Annotated in this window: 8 protein-coding genes and 3 tRNA genes; 2 read left to right on the top strand and 9 right to left on the bottom strand. The window is 68.3% G+C overall.

Annotated features, from left to right (window positions below; genetic code table 11):
* The 7 genes from CYJ26_RS02455 to gltX form a co-directional block, all read right to left on the bottom strand.
* Window positions 1-2865, bottom strand: coding sequence for an FtsK/SpoIIIE family DNA translocase (locus CYJ26_RS02455; RefSeq protein WP_034236959.1), 2865 nt, complete (start codon window positions 2863-2865; stop codon window positions 1-3).
* Window positions 2866-2958: 93 nt separating this feature from the next.
* Window positions 2959-3882, bottom strand: coding sequence for a PfkB family carbohydrate kinase (locus tag CYJ26_RS02460; RefSeq protein ID WP_006549409.1), 924 nt, complete (start codon window positions 3880-3882; stop codon window positions 2959-2961).
* Between the two features lie 7 nt (window positions 3883-3889).
* On the bottom strand, window positions 3890-5524 hold the full coding sequence (locus CYJ26_RS02465; protein ID WP_006549408.1) for a ribonuclease J: 1635 nt from the start codon (window positions 5522-5524) through the stop codon (window positions 3890-3892).
* 282 nt (window positions 5525-5806) lie between these two features.
* Window positions 5807-5882: transfer RNA gene (locus CYJ26_RS02470), tRNA-Glu, on the bottom strand.
* 35 nt (window positions 5883-5917) lie between these two features.
* Window positions 5918-5990: transfer RNA gene (locus CYJ26_RS02475), tRNA-Glu, on the bottom strand.
* Window positions 5991-6083: 93 nt separating this feature from the next.
* Window positions 6084-6155, bottom strand: a tRNA-Gln gene (locus tag CYJ26_RS02480).
* Between the two features lie 156 nt (window positions 6156-6311).
* A complete protein-coding gene (gltX, locus tag CYJ26_RS02485) occupies window positions 6312-7886 on the bottom strand; it encodes a glutamate--tRNA ligase (RefSeq protein WP_101637871.1) in 1575 nt (524 codons plus the stop codon).
* A gap of 125 nt (window positions 7887-8011) precedes the next feature.
* Here gltX and CYJ26_RS02490 point away from each other — a divergent pair, with 125 nt between their 5' ends.
* Together CYJ26_RS02490 and CYJ26_RS02495 are read left to right on the top strand one after the other, a co-directional pair.
* Window positions 8012-9262: a MalY/PatB family protein gene (locus tag CYJ26_RS02490; RefSeq protein WP_244901991.1), complete on the top strand. Its 1251-nt coding sequence runs from the start codon at window positions 8012-8014 to the stop codon at window positions 9260-9262.
* A 154-nt stretch (window positions 9263-9416) separates the two neighbouring features.
* Window positions 9417-10691, top strand: coding sequence for an MFS transporter (locus tag CYJ26_RS02495; RefSeq protein ID WP_006549405.1), 1275 nt, complete (start codon window positions 9417-9419; stop codon window positions 10689-10691).
* Here CYJ26_RS02495 and CYJ26_RS02500 read toward each other — a convergent pair.
* Together CYJ26_RS02500 and CYJ26_RS02505 are read right to left on the bottom strand one after the other, a co-directional pair.
* Window positions 10688-11518, bottom strand: coding sequence for a fumarylacetoacetate hydrolase family protein (locus CYJ26_RS02500; RefSeq protein WP_024034692.1), 831 nt, complete (start codon window positions 11516-11518; stop codon window positions 10688-10690). The genes CYJ26_RS02495 and CYJ26_RS02500 overlap by 4 nt on opposite strands.
* A 133-nt stretch (window positions 11519-11651) precedes the next feature.
* Complete coding sequence (locus tag CYJ26_RS02505) at window positions 11652-13211, bottom strand: alanine/glycine:cation symporter family protein (protein WP_006549403.1); 1560 nt, start codon at window positions 13209-13211, stop codon at window positions 11652-11654.
* Window positions 13212-13289: the final 78 nt, after the last annotated feature.

The following is a 13289-nucleotide window of genomic DNA, read 5'->3' on the forward strand; positions in this document are numbered from 1 at the left end:
TCACCAGGAGGCGCCGCGGCCGGTCAGGCTCCAGGCGTCCTCCGAGTCCTCCTCGGCGGCCGTGTCCTCCCAGGACTCCGACTCCACCAGGTCGCGGTGGAGCGGGTCGGTGGCGTAGCGGTCTGTGACGGCGGCGGTGCCGGCCCCACCTGCGGGAGAGCCGGCCTCTGAGGTACCCGCACCGACGGCGTCGGAGTGGGCCTCGTCCTCGGCTCCCGGGGCACTTCCCTCGCCCTTGATCCAGGCGAGCGTCTCCTCCAGCTGCTCGGGCTGGACCAGCACCTCGCGAGCCTTGGATCCCTCTGAGGGGCCTACGACCTCGCGCGTCTCCAGCAGGTCCATCAGGCGTCCGGCCTTGGCGAAGCCCACGCGCAGCTTGCGCTGGAGCATCGAGGTCGAGCCGAACTGGCTGGTGATGATGAGCTCGGCGGCCTGCAGCAGCAGGTCCATGTCGTCGCCGATCTCCTCGTCGATCTGCTTCTTGACCTCGGGGACGATCACGTCCTCGCGATACTCCGGCTCCAGCTGCTGCTTGACGTGGGCCACCACGGCGCGGATCTCCGACTCGGTGACCCACGAGCCCTGGATACGCACCGGCGCCGAGGCACCGGGGCCCAGGTACAGGGCGTCACCCTGACCGGTGAGAGTCTCCGCGCCGTTCTGGTCCAGGATGACGCGCGAGTCCAGCTGCGAGGCCGTGGCAAAGGCCAGACGCGAGGGCACGTTGGACTTGATCAGGCCCGTGACCACCTGGGCAACCGGACGCTGGGTGGCCAGCACCAGGTGGATACCAGCAGCACGCGCCAGCTGGGTGATGCGCTGGATGGAGGCCTCGACGTCCTTGGGGGCCGTCATCATGAGGTCGGCGAGCTCATCGACCACCACGAGCAGGTAGGGGTAGGGGCTGATGACGCGGGCCGAGCCCTCCAAGGGCTTGACCTCGCCGGCACGCACCGCCTTGTTGAAGTCGTCGATGTGCTTGAAGCCGAAGGAGGCCAGGTCGTCGTAGCGCGCATCCATCTCCCGCACCACCCACTCCAGCGCCTCGGCGGCCTTCTTGGGGCTGGTGATGATGGGGGTGATCAGGTGCGGGATGCCCTCGTAGATCGTCAGCTCCACACGCTTGGGGTCTACCAGCACCATGCGCACCTCCTGTGGGGTGGCCCGCATCATGATGGAGGTGATCATGGAGTTGACGAAGGAGGACTTACCCGACCCGGTCTGGCCCGCCACCAGCAGGTGCGGGGTCTTGGCCAGGTTGGTGACGACGTAGTCGCCCTCAACGTTCTTACCCAGTCCCACCACCAGCGGATGGGACTGCTTCTTGGCCGCCCCCGAGCGCAGCACGTCGCCGAGCTTGACCATCTCACGGTCAGAGTTGGGGATCTCCACACCGATGGCGCTCTTGCCAGGAATGGGGGTGAGCAGGCGGATCTCATCGCTTCCCACCGCGTAAGCGATGTTCTTGGCCTGGCTAGTCACGCGCGAGACGTTGACGCCGCGTCCCAGGTGGACCTCGTAGCGGGTGACCTGAGGACCACGGGTGTAGCCGGTGACGGTGGCGTCCACGCCGAACTCGGTGAAGACGTCCTGCAACTTGTCGACGATGGCGTCGTTGGCCTCGGTCCGCGTGGCGTGGCCGGGGCCGGGTTCCAGCAGGTCATCGGCAGGCAGGGAGTAGACCGTGCCGTCGGGCAGCTCCAGGCCTGCGCCCATGGCCAGCTCGTCGGCCAGATCCGGCTCGGCCTCGGCCAGCGCCGCCAGAGGCGTCTCCTGGGTCACGGCATCGGGCTCGGTGGGTGGCACCGGGCGATGGTCCAGGGGCGTGGTCGCCCCGGGGCGCCCCTGCTTGGAGGGACGACGCCGCAGCGGCACCGAGGGCGGCACGCTCGCCTCAGCCGGCGTGGCAGCCGAGGCCGCCGCACCCGAACCAGTGTGAGCGACGGCCTCAGTCTCCCCGAGCACGGAGGTTGCGGCGCCGTCCTGGGCCTCAAAGTCAAAGGCCTCCTGGCCTGCGGGGCCACGGCCGTCATCCTGCGGGTTGGCGAGCTGACGTGTGGGGGCATCGTCGTCAGTGCGACGGCTGCGCCGTCCGCTGCCTCGCTTGCGGGCAGGCGGCTCGCTCTGCTCAGTCTGGAGGGCCGAGCGGAAGGGCTCGTCGCCGTCATAGGAGTCCAACGACGTCGTCTGGGTCTCCTGCCGGTGGGCACGCACCCGGTCCAGCAGCCGCAGCGCCAGGGAGTCAGCCTCCTCCTCGGCCTGGTCAGACTCCTGGCCGCTGTCCCCGGACAGGCGCTCGCGCAGGTCAGCCACCGTGACGCCGGTGAGTACCAGCAGCGAGAAGGCGATGAGGAGGATAAACAGGATGACGGCGCCGATGGCGGAGAAGAGGACCGCCAGGGGGTAGCCAACCACCCACCCCAGCAGGCCTCCCGCCTCCTCAACCGCAGCGATCCCACGTGAGAGAGCCGGGTTGCCGCTGACAACCTGGATGATGCCGGTCACGCCGGCGAGCACACCCAGGCAGCCCACCGCCACACGGGCGTGGACCGGAGCCAGGTGGTGGACACGCAGCATGGCGATCCCCAGCGCGCCCAGCAGCACCGGAACCGTGACGCCCAGGACGCCCAGCGGACCGGCAGCGATGTGGTGGAGAGCCGCGCCCGCAGCGCCGGAGACACCAAACCACTCACGCAGTCCGGTCACCGCGGCCAGGGCGAGGATGAGGAAGGCCCATGCCGTACGCCGGTAACGACCGGATCCCGTGAAGGTGGATTCAGTCGTGGTCGGCTTGGCAGCGGCGGACTGGGAGCGCTTGGCGCCCGCGCGGGGCGACGAGGGCGAAGAGGTACGACGAGTGGCCATGATGCTCTGACGCTATCTGTGCCGCTGTCCGAGGCCGGTTCGCCACGCCGCCGCAGCCAGCGCGCGTGGCCGATTCCTCGCCCGAGGCCGCTCTCACACCTCAGCGAGGAAGGCGTCGATCTCGTCGCGCCGGGGTGCACGGGCAGGCCCCAGGCGCGAGACCGCCTCAGCGGCCGCAGCGTTGGCGCGCCGGGCCGCGGTGACCACGTCCATCCCGTCCATGAGGCTGGCAACGAGCACCCCCGTGTGGGTGTCCCCGGCACCAGTGGTGTCCAGGACCTCACGAGCAAAGCCCGGAACCTCGATGCGGTCACCCACCGCCGGCCACAGCACGCAGCCGTGCACGCCGGTACGACGCACGATGAGGGCGCGCGGGGTCGCCTCGCGCAGCTCGTCGGCACCGCCCAGGCGCTGGATGAGGTGGTTGATCTCCAGGTCGTTGCCGGTGAGCAGGGTGGCCCGCTCCAGCAGGCGGCGCAGCAGGTCATCCGGGATCTCGGCCTCGACCGGCCCGAGGTCGAGGATGAGGCCCACGTGCTCGGGCAGGCGCAGCAGCCACTGGCTGATGGCAGCCGAGGAGGAGGGGTGGGCCAAGTCGTAGCCGGTGGCGTAGATCCAGTCCCCCGGCACCAGCTCGATGCGGTCCAGGTCCTCGATCTGGGGCTCGGCCTCCACGCCCTCGGTCGTGATGAAGGTCCGCCTCCCGGGCGGCTCGATGAGGGTGATGCAGGTGCCGATGTCCCCCACGAGCTCCTCGACGACGAGCTCGACGCCGTCAGCCTGCATGGACTCACGCACCTGGGCGGAGTTCGGGCCGGTGCCCAGGGTGGCGGCTAGGGCCGCCGGGACTCCCTGACGGGCGACGGCGGAGACCACCGTGTAGCCGCCTCCGACCGTGGGTCCGGAGGAAACCGCCGTGATGGCACCACCTGGCGCGGGGATGTGGTCCACGCGCAGGGGAAGATCGATAAGGACGGAGCCTGTGGAGATAAAGCAGGCCGGACGCAGCACGCTCATCCGCTCCTCAGGCCTCGATCACCACGGGCACGATCATCGGGCGGCGCTTGAGGCGGCGCCCCACGAAGCGGCCGACCGTGCGGCGCATGACCTGCTGGAGGGAGTAGGCGTCCTGGTTGCCCTTGTCCAGCGCGTCCTGAAGGGCACGGGTGACGTCGTCCAGGACGTCGTCGAAGACCGAGTCGTCCTCGGCCATCCCGCGTGCCTGGATGTCCGGGCCAGCCAGGATCGTGCCGGTCTTGGTCTCCACGACGGCGTAGACCGACACGAAGCCCTCCTCCGCCAGGATCCGGCGGTCCTTGAGCTCGGTCTCGTCGATCTCACCGACGGAGGAGCCGTCGACGTAGACGTAGCCGCAGCCGACCTGGCCGGAGATGCGGGCCTTGCCGTCCTTGAGGTCGACGGTGACGCCGTCCTCGCACAGCACGACGTTGCGCGGGTGCACGCCCGTCTTGACCGCCAGGGCGCCGTTGGCCACGAGGTGGCGGATCTCGCCGTGGATAGGCATGACGTTGCGCGGACCCACGATGTTGTAGACGTGGAGCAACTCCTCGGAGGAGGCGTGCCCGGAGACGTGGACCTTGGCGTTGCCCTGGTGGACCACGCGCGCTCCCAGCCGCATGAGCTGGTTGATGACACGGTTGACCGAGTTCTCGTTACCGGGAATGAGCGAGGAAGCGAAGATGACGGTGTCCCCGGCCTCGACCGTGACGGAACGGTGCTCGCCGTGCGCCATGCGGGACAGGGCCGCCATGGGCTCGCCCTGGGATCCGGTGACCATGAGCACGCGCTCGTCAGCGGGCAGGGAGGTGACGTCGCGAGCGTCGATGAGGACGCCGTCGGGCACCTTGAGGTAGCCCTTCTCCGCAGCGATCCCCATGTTGCGCACCATGGAGCGCCCCACGAGGGCGACGCGGCGCCCGTGGAGGGCGGCGGCGTCGAGCACCTGCTGGACGCGGTGGACGTGACTGGAGAAGGAGGCGACGATGATCTGCTGGTCCGACTCAGCGAAGACGCCGTCGAGCACGGGGCCGATCTGGTTCTCGTGACCGATCATGCCCGGGACCTCAGCGTTGGTGGAGTCCACGCAGAACAGGTCCACACCCTCGTCGGCGAAGCGCGCGAAGGAACGCAGGTCCGTGATACGCCCGTCAATGGGCAGGGAGTCGATCTTGAAGTCACCGGTGGCCAGCACGTTGCCGGCGCCGGTACGGATGAAGACCGCCATGGCATCGGGGATGGAGTGGTTGACGGCCACGAACTCCAGGTCGAAGGGACCGTAGTGGACGCGCTCGTGCTCGCTGACCACCCTGAGCGTGGGGCGGATGCGGTGCTCACGCAGCTTGGCCTCAACGAAGGCCAGGGTGAGGTCGCTTCCCACCAGCGGAATGTCGTCACGCAGGCGCAGCAGGTAGGGCACGCCTCCGATGTGGTCCTCGTGCCCGTGGGTGAGGACCAGGGCCACGACGTCATCCAGACGGTCCTCGATGGAGGAGAAGTCGGGGAGGATGAGATCGACGCCAGGCTGGTCCTCCTCGGGGAAGAGGACACCGCAGTCGACGATGAGGAGCTTGCCGTCAACCTCGAACACGGTCATGTTGCGCCCGACCTCGCCGAGACCACCCAAGGGCGTGATGCGCATCGCACCGTCGGGGATGGGACCGGGGGCCTTGAGCGTAGGAAAGTTCGTCACGTCAAGCAGTGTAGCCAGAGGCGGTGACGAGGTGGAGATCCACTGTCACAATCCCGGGTGATCTGCGCGCCCAGTCGCTGGCGCGAGCACACAGGCCCCTCAGAAGGCGCATCATGACAAGGATCAGCCACCCGCCTTGCGCCGGGCGTCAGTGAGCACGTTGACATCGCCCGGGATCGTGACACGAGATCACGAAAAAACCCGGCTGCGTGAGCAGCCGGGCGATCAGCGTGGTACCCCGTACCGGATTTGAACCGGTGCTGCCGCCGTGAGAGGGCGGTGTCCTAGGCCGCTAGACGAACGGGGCCTCGATCATGAATCCGCACATGGATTCTTGATCCGTACCCCGTACCGGATTTGAACCGGTGCTGCCGCCGTGAGAGGGCGGTGTCCTAGGCCGCTAGACGAACGGGGCCTTGCATATTCACTTATGCCGAGAAAAAGAAATCAGTCACATGAATTCGTCAGGATCACTTCAGACTCAGCTGACCGAATTCCTTCGCTCTCGCTGGGGTACCAGGACTCGAACCTAGAATGGATGAACCAGAATCACCTGTGTTGCCAATTACACCATACCCCAAAGAATGGTGCTTCCCGGGCGGTGGCCCGCTCGGAGCAGCGGGAAGTAATTTACACGCGAGCCCACATCAGGGCAAACTGACAGCGCGTGAGTACAGACACATAGAGAATGGGGCGGCATCCCACGGGACGCCGCCCCATTCTCCAGGCTCGCGCCTCAGCCCAGCTGGCTGCGCAGCGCACGCAGACGCACCAGGCTGGAGTCCTGACCCAGGATCTCCATCGACTCAAACAGCGGCGGGGAGACCTGGCGCCCGGTCACCGCCACGCGCAGCGGTCCGAAGGCCAGGCGAGGCTTGATCTCCAAGCCCTCCACGATGGCGGCCCGTAGGGCCTCCTCCAGCCGCTCCGTTGTCCACTGCTCCTGCGTCAGCGGTTCCAGGGTAGCGATGGCGGCGTCCAGAACGGCCGGCGCGGAGTCCTTCAGCTTGGACACCGCCTTCTCATCGAGCTGGAGCGCATCGTCACTCACGAAGAGGAAGCCGAGCATGTCTCGGGCCTCCCCCAGCAGCTGGACGCGGGTCTGGATGAGCGGGGCCGCCGCGGTGAGCACCTCCTGCTCGCGCGCGCTGAGCTCGCCGAAGCTCGCTGCGCTGACCAGCGGGTGGGCCTGCCAGTCGGGGTCCGCCGGGTCGGGGTAGACATCCGCCAGGTAGGGCACCAGCCGGTTGCGGAAGTCCTCAGCCTCAAGCAGGCGCACGTGCTCAGCGTTGATCGCCTCGCACTTCTTGGGGTCGAAGCGGGCTGGGTTGGGGTTGACGTCGTGGACGTCAAAGGCCGCCACGAGCTGCTCGGGAGAGAAGACGTCCTGGTCCTTGGACAAAGACCATCCCAGCAGGGCGAGGTAGTTGAGCAGGCCCTCGGGGATCATGCCGCGGTGGCGGTGGATGAGGAGGTTGGACTCCGGGTCACGCTTGGACAGCTTCTTGTTGCCCTCCCCCATGACGTAGGGCAGGTGGCCGAACTGCGGCATGACGCTGGCGCGGCCGATCGCCATCAGCGCCCGGTAGAGCACCACCTGGCGCGGCGTGGAGGACAGCAGGTCCTCTCCGCGCAGCACGTGGGTGATCCCCATGGCGGCGTCGTCAACGGGGTTGACCAGGGTGTACAGCGGGTCACCGTTGGCGCGTACCACCACGTAGTCCGGCACGCTGCCGGCCTTAAAGGTGATGGGACCACGCACGAGGTCGTCGAAGGTGATGTCCTCCTCCGGCATCCGCATCCGCAGCACCGGCTCGCGCCCCTCAGCACGGAAGGCCGCCTTCTGCTCCTCGGTCAGGTCCCGGTCGAAGCCGTCATAACCAAGCTTGGGGGCCTCACCGCGCGCCTTGTGACGCTCCTCGATCTCGGCGGGGGTGGAGAAGGACTCGTACAGGTAGCCGGCCTCCAGCAGCTCGGCTGCCACCTGCTTGTACAGGTCCATGCGCTGGGACTGGCGGTAGGGCTCGTGCGGGCCGCCCTTGCCCACGCCCTCGTCCCAGTCCAGGCCGAGCCAGGCCAAGGAGTCGAGGATGGCGTTGAAGGACTCCTCAGAGTCACGAGCGGCGTCAGTGTCCTCAATGCGGAAGACGAAGGTGCCGCCGGTGTGCCGGGCGTAGGCCCAGTTGAACAGGCAGGTACGCACCATCCCCACGTGAGGGGTGCCGGTGGGAGAGGGACAGAAGCGGACGCGGATGTCGCTGGAGCCAGGGGCCGGGACGGCAGGGCTGGCAGCGGTGGAGGTCTCAGTCATGATGTAGCCCAGCCTAGTCTCCTGCAGCAGACGACGACGCAGGAGCGCCTGTGCCTCCGCGCACCTGGACAGGGCGCGCCACAGCTCCCCCGTTCGTGTCCCACCCTTGTCCTAGACTCGGTTCCATGACCACTGCTGCTCACACCGCCTCGGCCGTTTCCGTCCCCAGCTTCGACCTGGCTACCACCGTCGCTGCCTGGGATGCACTGACCCCAGCCGAGATGCGCCGCCGAGGCTCGCTGAAGTGGAGCCAACCGGGTGAGACCATCGGCGCCTGGGTGGCGGAGATGGACCTGGGAACCGCCCCGTCAGTCTCCGCCGTGCTGCGCCGCGCCGTGGACACCGGGACACTGGGCTACATGCCCGCGTCCCTGGCGCAGCAGGCGCGTGAGGCCACGGCACGCTACGAGTCAGAGGTGCTGGGATGGCAGGTGCCGGTGGAGCGCATCAGCCTGCTCCCCAATGTCTTGTCCGCCCTGGGCGCCATCATCGAGTACCACACCAGGCCCGGATCCGCGGTGATCGTGCCCACGCCGGCCTATATGCCCTTCTTGTCGATCCCCGGGCAGCACGGGCGGGAGTGCATCCAGGTGCCCGCGCTGCGCACCCCTGCCTCCGCCGCCTCGGGGACCCCAGGCTGGGCACTGGACCTGGAGCCGATTGAGTCGGCCATGGCAGCAGGAGCCGGCCTGCTGGTCCTGTGCAACCCGTGGAACCCGGTGGGTCGGGTCCTCGATCCCGCCGAGCTGGACGCCGTCGCCGCGTTGTCCACCCGATACGGCGTGCCCGTCTTCTCTGATGAGATCCACGCGCCCCTCATCGTGGATCCCGCCGCGCGCCACGTCCCCTACGCCTCCCGCAAGGGCGCGGACCCGGACCTGACCTTTACCGCGACTGCGGCCTCCAAGGGCTGGAACGTCCCCGGCCTCCACTGCGCCCAGCTCATCGCCAGCGGCCAGGCCCGCCAGACCTGGCAGTCCCATCCCCTGTCCGCTGCCCTGGGGCACGAAGCCGCGGCCCTGGGCGCGGCAGCGGCCGTCGCCGCCTTCGACGAGGGCCGGCAGTGGAACCAGGCGGCCCGCTCCTACATCCACGCCAACGCCTCCCTGGCTGCCCAGCGCCTGTCCGCGGTGGAAGGCGTGGAGATCACGGTGCCAGCAGGCTCCTACCTGGCGTGGGTGGACTTCTCGGGCCTGCCGCTGCCTGAGGGCGAGAGCCCTGCTGCCTTCTTCACCCGGGAGGCCGGGGTGGTGATGAATGACGGCGCCGCCTTTGGTCGGGGCTACGAGTCTTACTGCCGTCTCAACCTGGCTACCGGCCGCGCGATCGAGGAGGAGACGCTAACCAGGATCGTCGACGCCGTCGGCCGGCTCTAGCCGCTCGCTCGCGCGAGTGTGCAGGTAGACCCATGGGTGTGCAGCCCGAAGCTGCTCACCGGTCGCGATACCTGCACACTCGCCCCGCAGGGGGCATCACGCTCGTCAGCGCCGACCTTGAGGGTGCGCTGTGACCTGTCCTAGGCTGCCCCTTATGCCTGTCTCGCCAGACCACGCCAAGGACGGCGTCGTCCCACCACTTCGCAGCAACCGGGACTACCGGCTCCTGCTGACAGGCTCAACGCTCTCCTCGCTGGGCAGCGGCATGCTCTCGCTCGGGATCATGCTGCTCATCGTCGACCTCACCCACTCTCCTGCCAAGGCAGGCCTGGTCGCGGGTGCCTACGGCGTGGGCCAGTGGGTCATGATGCTGCCGGCCGGAGCCCTGTGCGACCGCTGGAACCGCAAGCGGGTCATGGTGGTCTCCGCCCTGGTCTGTTCAGTCGTCCTGGGCAGCATCCCCCTGGCTGACGCTCTTGGCGCCCTGACTTTTCCGCACATGCTCGTGGCCGGCGTCCTGCTCGGCGCCGCCGGGTGCTTCTACTCCCCCGCCGAGCAGGCGGCTCTCAAGCGGATCGTCCCGGCTGAGCAGATGGGGACCGCGCTCAGTCTCAACCAGGCTCGCAACTCACTGGGCGGCGTGGTGGGTAGCCCGGCCGCTGCGGCACTGTTCTCTCTGTCCCGCAGCCTACCGATGGCGGTCTACGCCGCCCTGTCCCTGGCTGCCGTGGCCTGCGCGAGCCTGGTACGCACGCACCTGCCGGCGCTCTCCAGCGACCCGGTCCGGCTCAGAGGGCTTATCGACGACGTCGTCACCGGCATCCGGTGGGTGTGGAAGGCGCGCGCGATCCGGGACATGGTGCTGTGCGGCATGGTGCTCAACCTTGGCCTCAACGGCATCTTCACCACCGCGCTCCTCGCTCTGCAGCTCGACGGCACCTCGCCCCAGGCGCTCGGGCTCATGGACGCCGGCGTCGGCGTCGTGGGGATCCTGGCAGCGCTGGCCGCGCCCTGGGTCCTGCGCCAGGCACGGGTGGGAGGCATCGCCGTCATGACGATCTCCGTGCTGGCAGTGATGGGTCTGGCAATGCCGCTGCACCTGAACGTGTGGTGGATCGGTGGTCTCTTCGCTCTGGGGGAGCTCGCACTCATCCCACTCAACGCCGGCATGGGTGCCTACCGCGTCCACATCACGCCCGACGCCGTTCAAGGGCGCACGTCCTCAGCGGCGTCATTCCTCTCGCTGGCCATGATGCCGCTGGCCAGCGCCGGCGCTGGGCTCGCGCTGGAGCACCTCGGCGCGACCTGGGCGCTCCTGCTCTTCGCTGCGGCGCTGAGCCTGGGCGGGTTCGCCTGCGTCTTGTCCCGGCCGATCCGCTCGATCCCGAAGGTAGCGGACCTGGCAGACGTCCCCGAGGTCAGTATCTAGCGGCGTACCACGGGGTTGCCGAAGCCGCCGATCCCCTCGACCTCGACCTCGACGCGCTGCCCCGCGCGAATCTCTCCGACCCCGGCCGGTGTGCCCGTGAGGACCACGTCACCGGGCAGGAGAGTGAAGATCGAGGAGACGTAGGAGATGAGCTTGGGGATCGAGGTGATCATGTCCGCCGTCGTCCCCTCCTGGACCACCTGGCCGTCCACCCGAGCCCGTACCACGGCGTTCGCCGGGTCAAAGCCTGCCTCACCCGCGGCAGCAGGCTCGGGGATCTCGATCCACGGGCCGAGCGGGCAGGAGGTGTCAAAGCCCTTGGCACGCGCCCAGGTGGCGTCCAAGCGCTGGGCGTCGCGGGCGGAGACGTCATTGGCCACTGTGTAACCCAGGATCACGCGGCTCGCCTCGCTGGCAGGCACGTCCTTGGCCAGGGACTTGATGACGACGGCGAGCTCAGCCTCGTAGTGGACCTCGCTGGACCAGGTGGGCAGGACGATCGGCACGTCCGGGCCGATCACGGAGGTGTTCGGCTTGAGGAAGACGATGGGCTCGGCTGGCGCCTCGCTGCCCATCTCTGCGGCGTGGGCGGCGTAGTTCTTGCCGATGCCGACCACCTTCGAGCGCGGGATGACCGGGGAGAGCAGTCTCGCGTCAGCCAGCTGGACCACCTCGCCGGTGGCCTGCGGGACACTGTAGAGGGGGTCGCCCTTGAGGACCACGAGGCGGGCGTCAGACTCCCCGGAGGGAACGACGTCGTCAGCGGGCAGCCCCTCGACGATGCCGTAGCGGATCTCGTCCCCGGTAGCAAAGCGCGCGATCTTCATGCCCTGAGCCTAGCGCCTGGTACGCGCACGCTGCCGGGCAAGGCCGGCCAGTGTGCAGGTACGCCCACGAGTGTGCACTCCTAGGGTGCGCACTCGTGGGCGTACCTGCACACTCACGAGCCAGGAAGGGGGCTCAGGCCCCCACTGAGGCGTGGTTGCCCGGCGACGCAGGCTCCTCCTGGCTCGACGGCGCCGCCCACACGTCACCCGGCAGCTCACGAGGCAGGTAGGGGTTGTCCGTGGACACGAAGCGGATCTCCTCAATCTCCCCTGCCACCAGGGCCTTGCGCTGGGCCTCCCAGTCCCGCAGCACCCCGAAGCACCACTTGCCCAGCAGCACGATCGCGACGATATTGATCACCGCCATGACTCCCATGGCGATGTCCGCCAGGTTCCACACGAAGGTCAGCGAGGACACAGCACCAATGAAGGTCGCCACGAGGATCACTGTGCGCAGGCCGTAGTGCTTGGAGCGCCCGCGCAGCAGGAAGTCCATGTTGACCTCGGCGTAGGTGTAGTTGCCCAGCAGCGAGGAGTAGGCGAAGACGAAGACGATCGCCACCATGAGGTACTGCGCCCAGTCCCCCAGCTGGGAGGCGACCGACGCGCTGGTCAGCGTCGAGGCGCCGTCGGCCTGCGCCGTCGCCGGGTCATAGACGCCCGAGAGCAGGACGATGAGGGCAGTGGCCGTGCACACCACGAGCGTGTCCACGAACACGCCGAGGGACTGGATGAAGCCCTGGCGCACCGGATGGGACGTGGTGGCCGTGGCCGCGGCATTGGGGACCGAGCCCTCACCAGCCTCGTTGGAGAACAGGCCGCGGCGCACGCCGTTGATCATGGCCGCGTAGAAGCCACCGGCGAGCCCGGCGAAGGCCTGGTTGAGGCCGAAAGCACCCTCGACGATCTCGCGCAGCGCCATGGGGATCGCCCCCAGGTTCATCACCAGGATCACCAGCGCGATGATCGCGTAGACGGTGGCCATGAGCGGGGCCATCCACTCCGCGATGCGTGCCACGCGACGGATGCCCTTGAAGACGATCGGAGCGGTGATCAGCACCAGGACCACGGCCGTGGCCCAGGGGCTGACGTCGAAGGTGTCCTGAACCATCGTCGAGATCGTGTTGGCCTGGGTGGCCTCGTAGGCGAAGCCGAAGACGAAGGTGATGATGACGGCGAAGATCGCACCCCAGCGTCGCGAGCCCAGGCCACGCGAGATGTAGTAGGCAGGGCCCCCGCGGAAGGTGCCGTCAGAGTGACGGACCTTGAAGACCTGGGCGAGCGTGGACTCCACGAAGCCGGTAGCCATCCCCACCAGCGCCACGACCCACATCCAGAACACAGCGCCCGGCCCGCCCATCGTGATGGCCAGTGCCACGCCGACGATGTTGCCGGTTCCCACACGCGAGGCCAGGCCGATGGCGAAGGCCTGGAAGGAGGAGATTCCGCCCTCGTGGTCGTCCGCGCTGGAGCGCGAGCCGGCCACCTCGCGCAGCATGGCTCCGAAGAGGCGGAACTGGACCGCGCGGGTGCGCAGCGTGAAGTACAGACCGACGGCGATCAGCGCCCAGGCGAGGAAACCCCCGTAGAAGCGGTCGGAGATGGTCGCGAGCGTATCGGCAGCCGAGTCCAGCGCGCTGGTGCTCACGGTGGTCCCGGCCGGTGCCAGGAGAGTCGGGAGGTAGGAAGTCAACACGCTGTGGGAGGCTAGGGATGAGGAGTAACCGATTGGTTCCTCGCATGTTTCAGGCAGATGACAGGCCGCGTACCT

It is taken from the genome of Actinomyces urogenitalis (genome assembly GCF_002861525.1).
GTDB lineage: Bacteria > Actinomycetota > Actinomycetes > Actinomycetales > Actinomycetaceae > Actinomyces > Actinomyces urogenitalis.

What these genes read in the sequence shown, in the direction of transcription:
- CYJ26_RS02455 (WP_034236959.1), bottom strand. Translation starts at nt 2,865, where the DNA reads ATGGCCACTCGTCGTACCTCTTCGCCCTCGTCGCCCCGCGCGGGCGCC.
- CYJ26_RS02460 (WP_006549409.1), bottom strand. Translation starts at nt 3,882, where the DNA reads ATGAGCGTGCTGCGTCCGGCCTGCTTTATCTCCACAGGCTCCGTCCTT.
- CYJ26_RS02465 (WP_006549408.1), bottom strand. Translation starts at nt 5,524, where the DNA reads ATGCGCATCACGCCCTTGGGTGGTCTCGGCGAGGTCGGGCGCAACATG.
- gltX (WP_101637871.1), bottom strand. Translation starts at nt 7,886, where the DNA reads ATGACTGAGACCTCCACCGCTGCCAGCCCTGCCGTCCCGGCCCCTGGC.
- CYJ26_RS02490 (WP_244901991.1), top strand. Translation starts at nt 8,012, where the DNA reads ATGACCACTGCTGCTCACACCGCCTCGGCCGTTTCCGTCCCCAGCTTC.
- CYJ26_RS02495 (WP_006549405.1), top strand. Translation starts at nt 9,417, where the DNA reads ATGCCTGTCTCGCCAGACCACGCCAAGGACGGCGTCGTCCCACCACTT.
- CYJ26_RS02500 (WP_024034692.1), bottom strand. Translation starts at nt 11,518, where the DNA reads ATGAAGATCGCGCGCTTTGCTACCGGGGACGAGATCCGCTACGGCATC.